This window comes from Streptomyces sp. TLI_146 (assembly GCF_002846415.1).
Lineage (GTDB): Bacteria > Actinomycetota > Actinomycetes > Streptomycetales > Streptomycetaceae > Streptomyces.
The window spans coordinates 2,128,195-2,144,942 of sequence record NZ_PJMX01000001.1; the positions used below are offsets into that span (position 1 = coordinate 2,128,195).

The window sequence follows — 16,748 nt, forward strand, 5'->3', positions numbered from 1 at the left end:
GTGACACCCCCGGCACCGCGTACGCGACGGCAATCGGTTTGGCACATCGAGGCGGCGGCGGCGATAGTCCACAGGTGACATCTGCCGCCGCCGTCTCCCGTGTCCGCCGCCCCAAGTGGGCGGGCCGCAACTACTCGCTGCTCACCGCCGCCGCGATCGTGACCAATCTGGGCAGTCAGGGCGCCCTGATCGCCTCGGCGTTCGCGGTGCTCCAGGCGGGCGGCGACGGCGGTGATGTGGGCCTGGTGGCGGCGGCCCGTACCGTGCCGCTCGTCCTCTTCCTGCTCGTCGGCGGCGCGCTCGCGGACCGCATACCCCGGCACCGGGTGATGGTCGCCGCCAACAGCCTCAACTTCCTTTCCCAGGGCGCCTTCGCACTGCTCGTGCTCACCGGCACGCCGCAGCTGTGGCAGATGCTGGCGCTCAGCGCCCTCGGCGGTGTGGGCCAGGCGTTCTTCGGCCCCGCGTCCGAGGGCATGCTGATGTCCAGCGTGGAGGGCGAGGAGGCCGGGCGCGCCTTCGCGCTGTACCGGATGGCGATGCAGGGCGCGGGCATCGGCGGCGCCGCCCTCGGTGGGGCGCTGATCGCCGCCGTCGGACCCGGCTGGGTGCTCGCCGTCGACGCGGCCGCCTTCGCCGTCGCGGGCGGGCTGCGCGCCTTCATCGACGTACGCCACATCCCGCCGCGCGAGCCCGGCGGCGGCATGGTGGCCGATCTGCGCGACGGCTGGCGGGAGTTCATCGGCCGCCCCTGGCTCTGGGCGATCGTGGCGCAGTTCTCGATCGTCAACGCCGTCGTGGTGGCCGCCGACGCGGTGTACGGGCCGCTGGTCGCCCGGGACCACCTGGGCGGCCCGGGGCCGTGGGGTCTGGCGCTCGCCGCGTTCGGGGCGGGCACGGTCGGCGGCGCCGTGGTGATGATGCGCTGGAAGCCGCGCCGGCTGCTGTTCGTCGGCTCGCTCTGCGTCTTCCCGCTGGCACTGCCGTCCGCCGCGCTCGCCGTGACGGTGCCGATCGGGGTGCTGGTCGCGGTGATGTTCCTGACCGGTGTGTCGATCGAGGTGTTCGGCGTCTCCTGGATGACCGCGATGCACCAGGAGATACCCGAGGAGAAGCTGTCCCGGGTCTCCGCCTACGACTGGCTGGGCTCGCTCGCCGTGGTCCCGCTGGCCACCGCCCTGGCGGGTCCCGCCGAGAGCGCCTTCGGCCGGACCTCCGCGCTGTGGGGCTGCGCGGTGGTGATCGTGGTCCTGACGGCGGCGGTGCTGACCGTCCCTGACGTACGGAACCTGACCCGCCGCACCGCGCCGGTGACCGGGGCCACGGCGAATGCGGACGCGGTGGTTCCGCCCGTCTCAGCCGATGCCGAACGCCCCCTCGGGGGGCTCGGGTGACGGCTGCGCCTCGCTGTCCGGTACCGGCCGCGCGCCGCCGGTGAACCGCCGCACCGCGTCGCCGTGCTCGACCCGCGCGGGGAAGGCGTCCCCGGCGGTCAGCCGGGCGAGGGGGGCGATCGGCAACGGCCCGTGCGAGGCCAGCAGCACCACGTTGCCGAACCGCCGCCCGCGCAGTACCGAGGGCTCCGCGATCAGCGCGACCTGCTCGAACACCGCCCGGAAGGTGGCCAGCTGGGGGCGGAGGAAGTCGAAGGGCGCGCCGTCGGCGAGGTTGGCCGCATAGAGCCCGCCGGGCCGCAGCACCCGCTCGGCGGTGCGCGCGTACTCGACGGAGGTGAGGTGCGCGGGCACCCGGGAGCCGCCGAACACGTCCGCGAGCAGCAGATCGGCCGAGTCCGCCGGAGCCTCCTCGGCCCAGGCGCGGGCATCGGCCGCGTGCACCCGGATCCCGCTGCCGTCGGGCAGCGGCAGATGCTCGGTGACCAGGGCGAGCAGCCCTCGGTCGGCCTCCACCACGTCCTGGCGCGAGCCCGGCCGGGTCGCCGCCAGATAGCGCGGCAGGGTGAGCGCGCCGCCGCCGAGGTGGAGCACGTCGAGCGGTGCGCCCGGCTCGCCCGCGCAGTCGACGACATGGGCGAGCCTGCGGGCGTACTCGAACTCGATGTACGTGGGGTCGTCGAGGTCGACGTACGACTGGGGCGCGCCGTTCACGGTGAGCAGCCAGGCCCGCTCCCGGTCCACGTCGGGCATCAGCTTGGCGGTGCCCCAGTCCACTGTCCGGCTGACCGGTATCGGCTCGTTCACCGTCCCATTGTGCGCGAAGCGCCGCGCGCGAAACGCGGTTCGTCGGCTCGGGGCCGTCTGCGGCTGGTCGGGCGGTTCCCCGTGCTCCTAAGCCCAGAGCTCCGCGACGGCTTTCGCGTGGGCCGCCGCCTGGGTGCGGCCCGCTCGGGCGGCCGGGGCGCGGCGGGACGGCTCCAACGAGTTGCGGCCGAACGCGCGGCGGGCGGCGGAGTCCGGGGTGATGAGCTCGACGCGCGCGCCCGCCGCGGCCAGCGCGGCCACCTGGGTGCGCGGCGAGTCCAGCGGGCCGCCACCGAGCGCCAGCGGCGCGAGGACCAGCACCCGGTCGTATCCGGCGGCGAGCTGGGCGTTGGCCGGGGAGTGCACTCCCCCGTCGATCCAGCGGCGGCCCTCGACGGTGACGGCGGGCCACACCCCGGGCACCGCGCAGCTGGCGGCGACCGCGTCCACCAGCTCCACGCCGCTCTCCGGATCGAAGATCCGCAGTTCACCGCTGTCCGCCGCGACCGCCGTGATCCTCAACCGCCGTTGCGGCCACTCGTGCGACACCAGCCGTCGGGCGATCACCTCGCGCCGCGCGGCCTCCTGCCCGGTGCCCCCGGCGAGCGCGACCCGGCCCAGTTTCCTGCCGTACTCCTCGGGCGTACGGGAGGTCAGCGCCGCGCGGGCGAACCGGAACACCGCGGCCGGGCCCAGGTTCGCCGGGACCTCGCCGTCGGGCCGGGCGAGCTGACGCTCATACAGCTGCGGCAGCCCGATCCGGCCCGAGGTGATCTGCGCGGCGACCACCGAGCCCGCCGAGCTGCCGACCACCAGCTCGGCGCCGGTCACGTCGACGCCCGCCTCGGCGAGCCCGTACAGCATGCCGATCTCCCAGCCCACGCCGGTGATTCCGCCCGCGCCGAGCACCAGTGCCGTGTCTCCCATGCCCGAAGCATGACGGAAGACGGCGGGCCCGCCTCCGTCGGGGGGTGCCCCGGGAGACGGGCCCGCCGGGCCGCCGGTCAGAGCAGGCCGGTGACCGTCCCGGCGCCGACCGTGCGGCCGCCCTCGCGGATCGCGAAGCCGAGCCCGGGCTCCAGCGGCGTGTCCCGGCCCAGCTCGACGGTCATGGTGACCGTGTCGCCGGGGCGCGCCACCGCCGCCTCGCCGAGGTCGACGTCCCCGACCACGTCCGCGGTACGGATGTAGAACTGCGGCCGGTAGCCGGTGGCGACCGGGGTAGTGCGCCCGCCCTCGCGCGCCGACAGGACGTACACCTGGGCGGTGAAGCGGCGGCTCGGTGTGACGCTGCCGGGCGCCGCGACCACCGCCCCGCGCCGGACCGCGTCGCGGGGCACCCCGCGCAGCAGCAGCGCCACGTTGTCCCCGGCCTCGGCGGAGTCCATCGGCTTGCCGAAGGTCTCCAGACCGGTGACGACCGTCTCCACGTCCGCGCCGAGCACCTCGACCCGGTCGCCGACGCGGACGGTGCCGCGCTCGACGGCGCCGGTGACGACCGTGCCGCGGCCGGTGATGGTCAGCACGTTCTCCACCGGCAGCAGGAACGGCGCGTCGGTGTAGCGGACCGGCATCGGCACATAGGTGTCTACCGCGTCGAGCAGCGCCTCGATCGCCGCCGTCCAGCGCGGGTCGCCCTCCAGGGCCTTCAGGCCGGAGACCCGGACGACCGGCACCGAGTCGCCGCCGTACCCGTGCGCCGAGAGCAGGTCGCGGACCTCCAGCTCGACGAGGTCCGCCAGCACAGCGTCCTCGCCGTCGGCGACGGCGTCCGCCTTGTTGAGCGCGACCACGATGTGGTCGACGCCGACCTGGCGGGCGAGCAGGACGTGCTCGGCGGTCTGCGGCATGATCCCGTCGAGCGCGGAGACGACGAGGATCGCCCCGTCCAGCTGGGCGGCGCCGGTGACCATGTTCTTGACGTAGTCGGCGTGCCCGGGCATGTCGACGTGGGCGTAGTGGCGGGTGTCGGTCTCGTACTCGACGTGCGCGATGTTGATGGTGATGCCCCGCGCGGCCTCCTCCGGCGCCCGGTCGATCCGGTCGAACGGGACGAAGGTGCCGGTGCCGCGCGCGGCGAGGACCTTGGTGATGGCGGCGGTCAACGTGGTCTTGCCGTGGTCGACATGACCCATCGTGCCGATGTTGAGGTGGGGCTTGGTGCGTACGTATGCCGTCTTGGGCATGGCTGTGTCCCTCGGATGCTGAGCTCTTAATGGCTGGAAGCCGCGACGGGACCCCTGGATCCGGCCGACCCTCCCCCTGCGGGGTCCGCCGGTTCTCTCCGGGAAGGGTCAGCTTCGGGCGCCGTCGAGGGGCGCTGCGGCAGCGATGAGGGCCGCCGCCGCGGCGACCGCCGCAGCAGCGAGGGCAGCCTTCGGCGCGTCCGCGACTGCGGACGGCGCTGCGGGGAAGGCGTGCCGGAACATGCTGCCGATCATGCCCCGGCGCCGGGCGGGCGTCGAATGGTTTTCGGGGGCGGGGAGTTGGGGCGGGCTGGGCCTGTTCGGTCGCGGTCGCGGGCCCCGTGGCGGGTGCGATGCCTAGTGGGGCGGCGCCCTCGCCGCGAGGCGGGTCCCTCGGCACCGGGTGCTGTTCGCCCCGCGTACGGCCGTAAGGCGACGCCCGTTACGGCGATCACATGCCCCTGTCGGTTACTCTCCCCGGATGCTCGACGACCTCGTCGCCCGACCGTCCGCCGGGCTCGCCGTGCGCTGCACCAGGGCCCTGCTCTCGCCCTGGTCGCGGCTGGCCCTCCTGGTGCTCGTGCTCGCGGGGGCCGCCACGGCCGTGCTGCTGCTCGAACCGCAGCGGCTGCTCGCCGACGGCTGGCCGCAGCGGTTGAGCGGCGGCGGCGCGGTGGTGCTGTTCGGTGTGGCGTACGGACTGTGCACCGCGGCGTTCGTGCCGCGTCCGCTGCTCAACCTCGCCGCGGGCGCGATCTTCGGCTCGCAGGCGGGTCTACCGTCCGCGCTCGCCGGGACGGTGCTGGGCGCCGGGATCTCCTTCGGGCTCGGCCGGGTGCTCGGCCAGGACGCGCTGCGGCCGCTGCTGCGGGGCCGCTGGCTCAAGGCGGCGGACGGCCAGCTCAGCCGGCACGGCTTCCGGTCGATGCTGGCGATCCGGCTCTTCCCCGGCGTCCCGTTCGCGGCGGCCAACTACTGCGCGGCGGTCTCCCGGATGGGCTGGCTGCCGTTCCTGCTCGCCACGGGCCTGGGCTCGGTGCCCAACACGGCGGCGTACGTGGTCGCGGGCAGCCGCGCCGCGTCCCCGACCTCGCCGGTGTTCCTGATCGCGATGGCGTTCATCGCGGTGTCGGGCCTGGGCGCGGCGGCGGTGGCGTGGCGCAAGCGGCACCGGTTGAGCGGGCGGGCGCAGGAGCCGGGGGCGTCCGCCGTCTCCGGGGCGCCTGCGGGACCGGGAGCATCCGCCGGGCCGGGGGCGCCCGCGCCCCGGGCGACCAGCACCCCGGCCGCGCCCGCGCCCGACAGGACCGCATAGCTCCCGCTTCATCTCCGGCCTGTACGCTGCCCTGCGACCGGCCGTCGATCGCACCATCACACCGGCCGTCGGATCGTCGTGCCCGCAACCGTCTTCAGCACCCGGGATGGCCCACGCCCCATGTCTTGGTTCGAATCGTTCATACTCGGGCTTGTCCAGGGGCTGACGGAGTTCCTGCCGATCTCCTCCAGCGCGCACCTGCGCCTCACCGCGGCGTTCGCCGACTGGCAGGACCCGGGGCCGGCGTTCACCGCGATCACGCAGATCGGCACCGAGACGGCCGTCCTCATCTACTTCCGCAAGGACATCGTCCGGATCATCTCGGCGTGGTTCCGCTCGCTCACGGACCGGCAGATGCGGAGCGACCAGGACGCCCGGATGGGCTGGCTGGTCATCGTCGGCTCGATCCCGATCGGCGTGCTCGGCATCGTCCTCAAGGACCAGATCGACACCACCTTCCGTGATCTGCGGGTCATCGCGGCCACACTGGTCGTGATGGGCGTCGTCCTCGGCATCGCCGACCGCCGCGCCGCCCGGGACGAGGCGGGCGGCCGCCACCGCGCGGCCAGGCAGCGCAAGTCGCTCCAGGACCTGAGCGTCAAGGACGGCCTGGTGTACGGCATGTGCCAGGCCATGGCCCTGATCCCGGGCGTCTCCCGCTCGGGCGCCACCATCAGCGGCGGCCTGCTGATGGGCTACACCCGCGAGTCCGCGGCCCGCTACTCGTTCCTGCTCGCCATCCCGGCGGTGCTGGCGTCCGGCGTCTTCGAGCTGAAGGACGCGGGCGGCGAGGGCCAGGCCCCGATGGCCGAGACGCTCTTCGCCACGGTGATCGCGTTCGGCGTCGGTTATGTCGTGATCGCGTGGTTCATGAAGTTCATCTCCAGCAAGAGCTTCATGCCGTTCGTGGTCTACCGCATCCTGCTCGGCCTCCTGCTCTTCGCCCTGGTCGGCGCCGATGTGCTGAGCCCGCACGCGGGCGAGGTCACGGGCGGCTAGTAGGGCTCCGGGAGGCGCACCTCACTCCCCGAACACCCCATGCCGCCCCGCACCCCCGGCGAACCGGGCCGCCCCCTCCCCCGCCCGCTCCAGCGACCGCACGCCGTGCGCGAGTTCGTTGCGCAGGGCCTCCCGCTCGGGCAGGGCCTCCTGTTCGAGGAGGGAGAGGCGGTCCTCGCGCAGGCAGAGCTGGGGGAAGGCGGCGATCTCCGAGGCCAGTTTCTCCGCCGCCGCCCGGGCCGTCCCGTTCGGCACCACCCGGTCGGCCAGGCCGATCGCCAGTGCCTCGGGCGCGTCCACCGGGCGGCCGGTCAGGACCAGGTCCATCGCCCGGCCCGCGCCGATGAGCCGGGGCAGCCGTACCGTACCGCCGTCGATCAGCGGCACTCCCCAGCGGCGGCAGAAGACGCCGAAGACCGCGTCCTGTTCGGCCACCCGCAGATCGCACCAGAGCGCGAGCTCCAGGCCGCCCGCCACGGCGTGGCCGGAGACCGCCGCGATCACCGGCTTGGTGAGCCGCATCCGGGTCGGGCCCATCGGGCCGTCGCCGTCCTCGGCCACCGCGTTGCCGTGCTCGGTGCCGATCGCCTTGAGGTCTGCGCCCGCGCAGAAGGTGCCGCCCTCGCCCCAGAGCACCGCGACCGCCGCCTCGTCGTCGGCCTCGAAGGCGCGGAAGGCGTCGGCGAGCGCGCGGGCGGTCGGCCCGTCCACGGCGTTGCGCGCGTGGGGGCGGGAGAGCACCACGGTCGTGACGGGGCCGCTGCGCTCGCTGCGGACGGTGGCGCGGGCGGGGGCGGATTCGCTCGGTGCGGTCATGGCGCCCAGCGGTAGCACGCGCCCCCTGGCGCCCACAAGAGCCGGGCCGTCCGCGTTGTCGGCCGTCGGAGCCCTTGGCCCCTCGCGTCCGCTGCCGGAGACTGAGGCGATGACCCAGCGTGTGGAACTCTCGACCGTGATGGACCGGCTCGCCATCGATGAGATCGTCACCGGGTACGCGGCCGCCGTCGACGACGCCGACTGGTCCGCGTACGGCGAGCTGTTCACCCCCGACGGACGCGCCGACTACCGCGCGGCGGGCGGGGTGGAGGGGCCCGCGGCCGAGGTCGCGGCCTGGCTCGCGGAGACCATGCGGCTCTTCCCGGTCCGCCAGCACTTGATCGTCAACCGGCTGCTCACCCTCCAGGACCTCGGCGGCTATCCCGGCGACCGGGCCCGGGTGCGGGCCGACTACCTCAACCCGATGCGGTTCGGCGCGGGGGACAACGGCGACGGCGGGCCGGTGGAGCCCAACTTCGTCTCCGGCGGCCGGTACGCGTTCTCGCTGCTGCGCACCGATGCGGGCTGGCGGCTGCGCGAGGTGACCGTGCAGGAGAAGTGGCGGCATGTGTCGGGGGCGCTCGGCACGAACTGAACCGGCGTACGGGCGCGTGGCGGAGCGGACTCGCCGGGCGCGCGGGCCATCTGGGCGCCGCCGCTCCGCTGCCGCAGACTGAGGGCGCACACTGGGGAGACGCTCGGGCGGAAACCACTGCTCACGGGCGGGGCGAGGAGGCGCGGCATGCGGGTTCCGGTCGGGCTGCGGCACACCCTCACGGGGCTGCGCCACCGTCTCATGGTGTCGCGGTGGTGGCGGGGCGCGGCGGCGCTGCTCGCCGGGGCGCTCCCGGCGCTGGCGTTCCCAGCGCCCGCCCTGTGGTGGTTCGCGTACGTCGCGCTGGTGCCGTGGCTGCTGCTGATCCGCTCGGCCCGCGACGGGCGGCGGGCCGCGCTCGACGGCTGGCTGGGCGGCACCGGGTTCATGCTCGCCGTGCACCACTGGCTGATGCCGAGCCTGACCGTCTTCATCGTCGTCCTGGCCGCGCTGCTCGGGCTGCTGTGGGCGCCGTGGGGCGCCCTGGTGCGCTCGACGCTCGGCGGGCCCGGCGCGGGCAGGCCCTCGCCGCAGCGCGCGACGGCCGCGCTCGCCGTGCTGCCCGCGGGCTGGCTGATGGTCGAACTGGTCCGCTCCTGGCAGGGGTTGGGCGGCCCGTGGGGGGTGCTGGGCTCCAGCCAGTGGCAGGTGGCTCCGGCGCTGCGGCTCGCCTCGGTCGGCGGGGTCTGGCTGGTGAGCCTGTTCGTGGTGGCCGCCAACGTCGCGGTGACGGTGCTGCTCGTCTCCCGCCCGGCGCGGACGCCCGTGGTGGCCGCGGTGCTCGCCGGGGCCGTCGCCGCCGGGGCCGTGTGGGCCTGGGCGCCGCGTCCCGAACGGGCGGGCCGGATGCGGGTCGCTGTCGTCCAGACGGGCATGTACGAGGGCGGCGACGTCCGCTTCGCCCGCAGCGAGGCCCTGACCCGGTCGCTGGCCGGGCGGGACGTGGACCTAGTGGTGTGGGGCGAGAGCAGCGTCGGCTCCGACCTGACGGCCCGGCCGGACCTGGCGGCCAGGATCGCCGCGCTGTCGCGGGCGGTGGGCGCGGACATCCTGGTGAACGTGGACGCCCGCCGCGCCGACCGGCCGGGGATCTTCAAGAGTTCGGTGCTGGTCGGGCCGGACGGGCCGACGGGCGCGCGCTACGACAAGATGCGGCTGGTGCCGTTCGGCGAGTACATCCCGGCCCGCTCGCTGCTCGGCTGGGCCACCTCCGTCGGCAAGGCCGCGGGCGAGGACCGGCGCCGGGGCTCGGCGCCGGTGGTGATGACGCTGCCGGACGGGCTGCGGTTCGGCCCGGTGATCTGCTTCGAGTCGGCGTTCCCGGACATGAGCCGCCATCTGGTGCGCGAGGGCGCCCGGTTGATCGTCGCCCAGTCGTCGACGTCGTCGTTCCAGCACAGCTGGGCGCCCGCGCAGCACGCCTCGCTCGCCGCGCTGCGCGCCGCCGAGACGGGCCGCCCGGCCGTGCACGCCACGCTCACCGGGATCAGCGCGGTCTACGGCCCGGACGGCGAGCGGATCGGCCACTGGCTCGGCACCCACCGCAGCACCGCCGAGGTCTACGACGTGCCGCTCGCCGACGGCACCACGCTCTATGTCCGGTTCGGCGACTGGGCGGTGTACGCGGCGCTGCTGGTCCTCGCCGCGTACTTCGCGTTCACCGGGCGGCGCTCGCTCAGGAGGCCTGCTCCAGAGCCTCCCGTACCACCCGCTCGCACAGCTCATGAGTCGCGAGAGCGTCCCGTGCACTGAGCGTCTTCCCGGCCCGTACGGCGTCGAGGAAGGAGTGCACGGACTGCTCGATGCCGCGCTGGCGGGCCACCGGCACCCAGTCGCCGCGCCGGCGCACGGTCGGCTGGCCCTTGTGGTCGACGACGTCGGCCAGGTTGAGCACCTGCCGCTTGGTGTCCTGGCCGGAGACCTCCAGGATCTCCTCGGTGGAGCCGTTCATCCGGTTCATGGTGCCGATGGCGGTGAAGCCGTCGCCGGACAGCTGCAGAACGACGTGCTCCATCAGTCCCTCGCGTACCCGGGCCCGTACGACCGTGTGCTCGATCGGCCCCGGCGCCAGGAAGCGCAGGGTGTCCACGACGTGGATGAAGTCGTCCAGGACCAGGGTGCGCGGGTCCTCGGGGAGCCCGACGCGGTTCTTCTGCATCAGGATGAGCTCACGCGGGTGCTCGGCGCACTGCGCGTAGCCGGGCGCGAGCCGCCGGTTGAAGCCGACGGCCAGGCTCACCCCGCGCTCCTCGGCGAGCTCCACGAGCCGCTGGGAGTCGGCGAGTTCGTACGCCATCGGCTTGTCGACATAGGTCGCCACGCCCGCTTCGAGCAGCCGGGTCACGATCGTCGGGTGCACGGCGGTCGGCGCGTGCACGAAGGCCGCGTCGAGGCCCTGCGCGAGGAGCGCGTCGAGCTCGGTGTGGCGCTGCGCGAGCGGGACGTGGTGGGTGTCGGCGACCCGCGCGAGGGTGGCGGGGGTGCGGGTCTGCAGATGCAGCTCCACCCCCGGCAGGGTGGTCAGGACCGGCAGATAGGCCTTCTGCGCGATGTCCCCGAGTCCGATGCAGCCGACCTTCACGAAGTCTCCCGTCGCCGTCCGGCTTTCTGCTTCCTTGCCTGGTCAGCATACGTGGGCCGGAATCGGGCCGGTCCTCGCCCGATATCCCGTGGCGGTGGCGGGGGCGATCCGTGAGGATGACCGCCATGACGACGATGGAGACACCCGAACGCCAGGAGCCCGCCCTCGACGCCGACGAGCTGTCGATGCTCGTGGGCTGGCTGGACTACCACCGCGAGACGCTGGCCGTGAAGTGTTCCGGCCTCACCGACGACCAGCTCAGGACGGCCTCCATGCCGCCCTCCACGCTCACCCTCATGGGCCTGGTGCGGCACATGGCCGAGGTCGAACAGCACTGGTTCAGCAATGTCTTCGGCGGCGAGCAGGGCGCGCCGCACTACTTCACGGACGAGGACCCGGACGGCGACTTCCACCCCGGCCCCGAGGACACGTACGAGGAGGCGCTCGCCACCTGGCGCGGTGAGATCGCCAAGGCCCGCGCGCACGCCGAGGGACACGCCCTCGACGACCTGAGCGCCGGCACCTCGCGCGGCGGGCAGCACTTCAACCTGCGCTGGATCTACACCCACATGATCGAGGAGTACGCGCGCCACAACGGCCACGCCGATCTGCTCCGCGAGGGCGTGGACGGGTCGACCGGCGACTGACCCGTCACCCCCGGCCGTCACTCGTGCGGGCCAATCCCGGCCCGCACGCGCGCGCAACAGGCCCCGCACCCAGCAGAGTTGAGCGGGTGCACCGAACACGAACCACAGTGAGGCTCCTCGTCGGGGTGGCCGCCCTGGCCGTTTCCGGCTGTGTCACCGTCCCGCGCGGTCCCGCGCCGGGGCCGCCCGCGCCCGCGGGGCGGACCAGCGAGCAGGCCGACCGCAACGTCCGGCCCCAGATCGTCCAGGCCCCCGTCCGCGAGGCCCTGGACGCGGCCCTGCCGCCCGTCCCGGAGCCCCGCGCTCCGGCCGCGCGCCCCTCCCCCGCTCCGCGCCCGCACCCGCGCGCCGCCCGTCCGGCGCCCGCGCGCCCGCGCCCCGCGCCGCACCCGGCCGTGCCGCATGTGCCGCATGTGCCGCATGTGCCGAGTCCCGCGCCGCTCATCGGGGACGACGTCTGCGACCTGGGCAGGTCGCTGGGCGGCTGGCGTCCGGACAGCCCGGAGGCCCGCATCTGCGAGGGGACGTACGGGAAGTAGCGGCGGGCCCCTCGGCACCTGCGGCGACAGGCCCGGGAGCCGCGCCGGAGCCTCAGCGCGATTGTCGGTGCGGGCGGCTAGCGTCGAGGTGACCGGATGCGTACGACAGGCTCGCGGAGGCCGCAGTGACGGAGCAGCAGGAGGCGTCGGAGGACGTCGTCATGACCCGGATCGGGCAGGCGCTGATGCTCCTGCACGGCGGCGACCGGGAGGAGGCCCGCAACCGCTTCGGCGTCATCTGGGCGGAGATCGGCGAGCACGGCGACCCGCTGCACCGCTGCACGCTGGCGCACTACATGGCGGACGCGCAGGACGACGCGGGCGACGAACTCGCCTGGGACCTGCGGGCGTTGGCCGCCGCCGATGGGCTCGGCCAGGACCGGCCCGACGCGCACCGGGCCTCGCTCGCGGTCCGGGCCTTCTACCCGTCGCTCCATCTGAACCTGGCGGCGGACTATGTGAAGCTGCACCGCCCGGACGCCGCCCGCATCCATCTGGAGCGGGCGCACACAGCCCTGGACGCGCTCGACGACGACGCGTACGGGAACGGGATCCGGGCGGCGCTCGACCGGCTGGAGGGGCGGCTCGACGGCGTCTGACGCCCGCGCCGACGGGCGCCCGCGGGCCCCGTCGGGCAGGCACCCCCGGGACGGTCAGCCCAGGTTCGGGATGCGCCAGTCGATCGGGTCGTGGCCCTGCGCCGCGACCGCCTCGTTGATCTGGGTGAAGGGCCGCGACCCGAAGAACCGCTTGGCCGACAGCGGCGAGGGGTGGGCGCCCTTCACCACCACGTGCCGCTCCTCGTCGATCAGGGGGAGCTTCTTCTGCGCGTAGTTCCCCCACAGCACGAAGACCGCCGGGTCCGGGCGGGTGGCGACCGCGCGGATCACCGCGTCGGTGAACTTCTCCCAGCCCTTGCCCTTGTGCGAGTTGGCCTCGCCCTCGCGGACGGTCAGCACCGCGTTCAGCAGCAGGACGCCCTGCTCGGCCCACGGCATCAGATACCCGTTGTCCGGCACCGGGTGGCCGAGCTCCTCCTGCATCTCCTTGTAGATGTTCCGCAGCGACGGGGGCGTTCTGACTCCGGGCCGGACCGAGAAGCACAGCCCGTGGCCCTGGCCCGCGCCGTGGTACGGGTCCTGGCCGAGGACCAGGACCTTCACCTTGTCGTACGGAGTCGCCTCCAGCGCGGCGAAGACCTCCTCGCGCGGCGGATAGACGGGACCCTTCGCCCGCTCCTCCTCGATGAAGTCGGTGAGCTCCTTGAAGTACGGCTTCTGGAGCTCCTCGCCGAGGACGCCGCGCCAGGACTCGGGCAGCATGGCGATGTCGGTCACGTCAACAACCTCCGTGGGACGTTCGGTTCCGCACCCTGCGGTGCGAGATACCGAAAAACCTACCGGCCGCCACTGACAACGCCCGCCACGCCCGTTCCGCCGGGCCTCCTACCAGCTGGTCTTGCGGTGCAGCTCCCACATGCACATGACCGTCTGGGGGTCGATGGCCCGCTCGCCGCCCGCGATCTCGTCGCTGGCCGCGACGTACAGCTTGCCCTGCCACAGCGGCAGCAGCCGCACGTCGTCGGAGAGCACGTCCTGGGCCCGCTCGAACTTCTTGCTGACCGCGCCCCGGTCGGAGACCTCACGGGTCTGCGGGATCAGCTGGTCGACGATCTCCTTGGGCTCGTACGGGGTGCCGACCGCGTTCTCCTTGCCCACGAAGGGGGCGATGAAGTTGTCCGGGTCCGGGAAGTCGGGGAACCAGCCGCGTCCGAAGACGGGGTAGTCGCCGGCCTGCATCCCCTGCGTGTACGCCTTCCAGGGGCGGTTCTGCAGGGTCACCGTGAACAGCCCCGAGGCCTCCAGCTGCCGCTTGATCTCGGCGAACTCCAGCGCCGTGGACGAGCCGTAGCGGTCGGTCGTGTACCAGAAGGTGAGCGGCACCGGGTCGGTGATCCCGGCCTTGCGCAGGATCGACTTCGCCTTGGGGGCGCTGGGCGCGCCGAAGGTGTCGAAGAAGCTCACGGTGTGCCCGGCCACACCCTTGGGCACCATCGAGTACAGCGGCTCGGCCGTGCCCTTGTAGATCTTGGCCACCAGCGCGTCCCGGTCGACGAGCTGGGCGACGGCCCTGCGTACGGCCGGGTTGGCGGCGAGCCGGTCCCTGGGGTTGAAGACCAGGAAGCGGATCTCCGTGCCGACCGTCTCGACCAGCTGGAGGGGCTTGCCCTCGGCCTTCTCGTTCTGGACGTCCACGACCTCGTCGGCGGTCAGGCCCCGGTAGGTGACGTCGATCTGCTTCTTCTTGAGGGAGTCCACCATGGCGGCGGAGTCCTTGAAGTAGCGGATCGAGACGGCGTCGTTCTTGAGCTGCGCGAACCCGGCGTAGTGCGTGTTCTTCTTCAGCTCGGCCCGGTCGCCCGCGCGGTACGACTCCAGGGTGTACGGGCCGGAGCCGGTGAGGCCGCCGTCCTCGCGCAGCGCGTTCGCCGGGTAGGCCTGGGGGTCCACGATGGACATGGCGGGCGCGCCGAGCACGAAGGGGAAGGTCGCGTCCGGCTTGTTCAGATGGAAGGTGACCGTCCGCTCGTCGTCGGCGGTGACCCGGTCCAGGCTGGTGAGCAGGCCCTTGGGGCCCGCCTTCACATTGATCTTCACAATGCGGTCGATCGAGTACTTGACTGCGGCGGCGTCGATCTTGTCGCCGTTGGAGAACTCCAGGCCCTTGCGGAGCGTGCACTGGTACGTACGGCTGCCGGGGCCCTTGAACTGGCAGTTCTCCGCCGCGTCCGGCTGGGGCGTGTTGCTGCCGGTCGGAAAGGACAGCAGCGTCTGGAAGACGTTACGGAACAGTTCCCAGGAGCCGTCCCAGGAGGCGGCCGGATCGAGGGTGCTCGGCTCGCTCACCGTGCCGACCTTGATCGTCTGCTCGGTCTCCGAACCGCTCCCGGAGAGCAGTCCGCAGCCGCTCAGCAGGGACATCGCCGATATGGACGCAAGGGCCGCGGTGGTGCGCAGGCATATGGTCCGGTTGAACACGTGCACGCTCCTCGTTCAGCCATGAGTCGGCAGACCATACCGCAGCGCCCCGCCCGGTCAACTGGAGGACCGGACGGGGCACTTGTGGTGATTGAGGGGCAAACCGGGCGACTACTCACCGGTACGAAGATCACTCTACGCGACGCACGCGCGCGTACGCGCGGCGGCGCCCCCGCGCGTCAGTGCACGCCCGCCCCGAGGAACAGTCCTCCGTCGACCACCAGCGTCTGCCCGGTCACCCAGGCGGACTGCTCCGAGGTGAGGAACGCGACCGCTCCCCCGATGTCGGAGGGCACCCCGAGGCGCTTGAGGGGGTAGGCCGCGGCGGCCTCCTCCTCGCGGCCCTCGTAGAGCGCCTGGGCGAACTTGGTCTTGACCACCGCCGGGGCGATGGCGTTGACCCGCACGTCCGGCGCGAACTCGTGCGCCAGCTGGAGGGTCAGGTTGACCATGGCCGCCTTGCTCATCCCGTACGCGCCGATGAAGGGCGAGGGGGCGAGGCCGGCGACGGAGGCGATGTTCACGATCGCGCCGCCGTTCTCCTTCTGCCAGGCCTTCCAGGTCTGCTGGGCGAAGCCGAGCGCCGAGATCACATTGGTCTCGTACACCTTGCGCGCCACGTTCAGGTCGAGCTCCGCCATCGGGGAGTAGACCGGGTTGGTGCCCGCGTTGTTGACCAGGAAGTCGACCCGGCCGAAGGCCTCCATGGCGCGCTCCACCGCGACGGCCTGGTGGGCCTCGTCGTGGGCCTTCCCGGCGACGCCGATGACCCGGTCGGCGCCGAGCCGCTCGACGGCCTCCTTGAGGGCGTCCTCGCCCCGGCCGGTGATGCAGACGCGGTCGCCGCGGGCGACCAGCGCCTCGGCGACGCCGTAGCCGATGCCCCGGCTGGCGCCGGTGACCAGGGCGACCCGGCCGGAGAGCCCGGGGAGCTGAGTGTCCGTCATGATGTGTTCTCCCGGCTTCAGTTGAGGGGCCCGCCGGCCACGTACAGCACCTGGCCGGAGACGAAGCCCGCGTCGTCGCCGGTGAAGAAGGCGATGGCGCCCGCGATGTCGTCGGGCCTGCCGACGCGCTGCACGGGGATCTGGGTGGCGGCCGCGGCCTGGAAGTCCTCGAAGCCCATGCCGACCCGGGCGGCGGTCTGCGCGGTCATCTCGGTGACGATGAAGCCGGGAGCCACGGCGTTGGCGGTGACGCCGAACTTGCCGAGCTCGATGGCGAGGGTCTTGGTGAAGCCCTGGAGGCCCGCCTTGACGGCGGAGTAGTTGGCCTGGCCGCGGTTGCCGAGCGCGGAGGACGAGGAGAGCGAGACGATACGGCCCCAGCCGGCGTCCACCATGTGCTTCTGGACGGCCTTGGCCATCAGGAACGCGCCCTTGAGGTGCACGTTCACCACGGTGTCCCAGTCGGACTCGGTCATCTTGAAGAGCAGGTTGTCGCGCAGCACGCCCGCGTTGTTGACGAGGATGGTGGGCGCCCCGAGCTCGGCGGCGACACGCGCGACGGCGGCCTCCACCTGGGCGCCGTCGGAGACGTCGCAGCCGACGGCGAGCGCCTTGCCGCCCGCCGCCGTGATCTTCTCGACGGTGTCCTTGCAGGCCGCCTCGTCGAGGTCGAGTACGGCGACCGCGCGGCCCTCGGCCGCGAGCCGGACGGCGGTCGCGGCGCCGATGCCCCGGGCCGCCCCGGTCACGATGGCTACGCGCTGCTCGGTGGTGGACATGCTGTTCTCCTCGCCCTGGGGATCCGCGGCTCCTCGTCCCTGAGCAACCGCTTAGTAGCTTCAGCAGACGAGACGCTAGAAGCCCTGGCACCCGGTGTCAACGGC

18 protein-coding genes are annotated in these 16,748 nt (G+C 73.3%); 8 read left to right on the forward strand and 10 right to left on the reverse strand.

Annotation, left to right across the window (positions count from 1 at the left end; translation table 11 throughout):
* Nucleotides 1-74: 74 nt before the first annotated feature.
* Complete coding sequence (locus tag BX283_RS09760; RefSeq protein WP_101387242.1) at nucleotides 75-1,394, forward strand: MFS transporter; 1,320 nt, start codon at nucleotides 75-77, stop codon at nucleotides 1,392-1,394.
* On the opposite strand, the gene BX283_RS09765 is transcribed toward BX283_RS09760, so the two are convergent.
* From BX283_RS09765 to BX283_RS41525, 4 genes are all read right to left on the reverse strand, one after another.
* On the reverse strand, nucleotides 1,356-2,201 hold the full coding sequence (locus tag BX283_RS09765) for a spermidine synthase (RefSeq protein ID WP_101387243.1): 846 nt from the start codon (nucleotides 2,199-2,201) through the stop codon (nucleotides 1,356-1,358). The two genes, BX283_RS09760 and BX283_RS09765, sit on opposite strands and share 39 nt — an antisense overlap.
* An 87-nt stretch (nucleotides 2,202-2,288) precedes the next feature.
* Nucleotides 2,289-3,128 carry a patatin-like phospholipase family protein gene (locus BX283_RS09770; RefSeq protein ID WP_101387244.1) on the reverse strand — a complete coding sequence of 280 codons (840 nt, stop codon included), beginning with the start codon at nucleotides 3,126-3,128 and terminating at the stop codon, nucleotides 2,289-2,291.
* Nucleotides 3,129-3,205: 77 nt separating this feature from the next.
* The gene (gene tuf, locus BX283_RS09775; RefSeq protein ID WP_101387245.1) at nucleotides 3,206-4,387 is read right to left on the reverse strand and encodes an elongation factor Tu; all 1,182 of its coding nucleotides are present in this window, start codon (nucleotides 4,385-4,387) and stop codon (nucleotides 3,206-3,208) included.
* Nucleotides 4,388-4,495: 108 nt separating this feature from the next.
* Nucleotides 4,496-4,630, reverse strand: a complete 135-nt coding sequence (locus BX283_RS41525) for a hypothetical protein (protein WP_257582398.1) — start codon at nucleotides 4,628-4,630, stop codon at nucleotides 4,496-4,498.
* A 238-nt stretch (nucleotides 4,631-4,868) separates the two neighbouring features.
* On the opposite strand from BX283_RS41525, the gene BX283_RS09780 reads away from it, so the two are divergent.
* Nucleotides 4,869-5,702, forward strand: a complete 834-nt coding sequence (locus BX283_RS09780; protein ID WP_101387246.1) for a TVP38/TMEM64 family protein — start codon at nucleotides 4,869-4,871, stop codon at nucleotides 5,700-5,702.
* Nucleotides 5,703-5,822: 120 nt separating this feature from the next.
* Complete coding sequence (locus BX283_RS09785) at nucleotides 5,823-6,701, forward strand: undecaprenyl-diphosphate phosphatase (RefSeq protein ID WP_101387247.1); 879 nt, start codon at nucleotides 5,823-5,825, stop codon at nucleotides 6,699-6,701.
* 21 nt (nucleotides 6,702-6,722) lie between these two features.
* Here BX283_RS09785 and BX283_RS09790 read toward each other — a convergent pair whose 3' ends face one another.
* Nucleotides 6,723-7,517, reverse strand: a complete 795-nt coding sequence (locus BX283_RS09790; RefSeq protein ID WP_101387248.1) for a crotonase/enoyl-CoA hydratase family protein — start codon at nucleotides 7,515-7,517, stop codon at nucleotides 6,723-6,725.
* 109 nt (nucleotides 7,518-7,626) lie between these two features.
* Here BX283_RS09790 and BX283_RS09795 point away from each other — a divergent pair, with 109 nt between their 5' ends.
* Complete coding sequence (locus tag BX283_RS09795) at nucleotides 7,627-8,112, forward strand: nuclear transport factor 2 family protein (RefSeq protein ID WP_101387249.1); 486 nt, start codon at nucleotides 7,627-7,629, stop codon at nucleotides 8,110-8,112.
* Between the two features lie 147 nt (nucleotides 8,113-8,259).
* Nucleotides 8,260-9,864 (forward strand): apolipoprotein N-acyltransferase, encoded by a 1,605-nt coding sequence (lnt, locus tag BX283_RS09800; RefSeq protein WP_101387250.1) that lies wholly within the window; start codon nucleotides 8,260-8,262, stop codon nucleotides 9,862-9,864.
* Here lnt and BX283_RS09805 read toward each other — a convergent pair.
* Complete coding sequence (locus BX283_RS09805) at nucleotides 9,788-10,693, reverse strand: Gfo/Idh/MocA family protein (protein ID WP_101387251.1); 906 nt, start codon at nucleotides 10,691-10,693, stop codon at nucleotides 9,788-9,790. The two genes, lnt and BX283_RS09805, sit on opposite strands and share 77 nt — an antisense overlap.
* 134 nt (nucleotides 10,694-10,827) lie before the next feature.
* On the opposite strand from BX283_RS09805, the gene BX283_RS09810 reads away from it, so the two are divergent.
* The 3 genes from BX283_RS09810 to BX283_RS09820 all read left to right on the forward strand — a co-directional run bounded on the left by BX283_RS09810 (nucleotide 10,828) and on the right by BX283_RS09820 (nucleotide 12,478).
* On the forward strand, nucleotides 10,828-11,340 hold the full coding sequence (locus BX283_RS09810; protein ID WP_101392250.1) for a DinB family protein: 513 nt from the start codon (nucleotides 10,828-10,830) through the stop codon (nucleotides 11,338-11,340).
* Between the two features lie 86 nt (nucleotides 11,341-11,426).
* Nucleotides 11,427-11,879, forward strand: coding sequence for a hypothetical protein (locus BX283_RS09815; RefSeq protein ID WP_143676418.1), 453 nt, complete (start codon nucleotides 11,427-11,429; stop codon nucleotides 11,877-11,879).
* A gap of 125 nt (nucleotides 11,880-12,004) precedes the next feature.
* A complete protein-coding gene (locus BX283_RS09820; protein ID WP_180357120.1) occupies nucleotides 12,005-12,478 on the forward strand; it encodes a hypothetical protein in 474 nt (157 codons plus the stop codon).
* 54 nt (nucleotides 12,479-12,532) lie between these two features.
* Here BX283_RS09820 and BX283_RS09825 read toward each other — a convergent pair whose 3' ends face one another.
* The 4 genes from BX283_RS09825 to fabG all read right to left on the reverse strand — a co-directional run bounded on the left by BX283_RS09825 (nucleotide 12,533) and on the right by fabG (nucleotide 16,643).
* Nucleotides 12,533-13,216, reverse strand: coding sequence for a uracil-DNA glycosylase (locus BX283_RS09825; RefSeq protein ID WP_101387253.1), 684 nt, complete (start codon nucleotides 13,214-13,216; stop codon nucleotides 12,533-12,535).
* 108 nt (nucleotides 13,217-13,324) lie between these two features.
* Nucleotides 13,325-14,860 (reverse strand): ABC transporter substrate-binding protein, encoded by a 1,536-nt coding sequence (locus BX283_RS09830; RefSeq protein ID WP_101392252.1) that lies wholly within the window; start codon nucleotides 14,858-14,860, stop codon nucleotides 13,325-13,327.
* A 236-nt stretch (nucleotides 14,861-15,096) separates the two neighbouring features.
* Complete coding sequence (locus BX283_RS09835; RefSeq protein WP_101387254.1) at nucleotides 15,097-15,864, reverse strand: SDR family oxidoreductase; 768 nt, start codon at nucleotides 15,862-15,864, stop codon at nucleotides 15,097-15,099.
* Between the two features lie 17 nt (nucleotides 15,865-15,881).
* Nucleotides 15,882-16,643, reverse strand: coding sequence for a 3-oxoacyl-ACP reductase FabG (gene fabG / locus BX283_RS09840; protein WP_101387255.1), 762 nt, complete (start codon nucleotides 16,641-16,643; stop codon nucleotides 15,882-15,884).
* Nucleotides 16,644-16,748 lie beyond the last annotated feature (105 nt).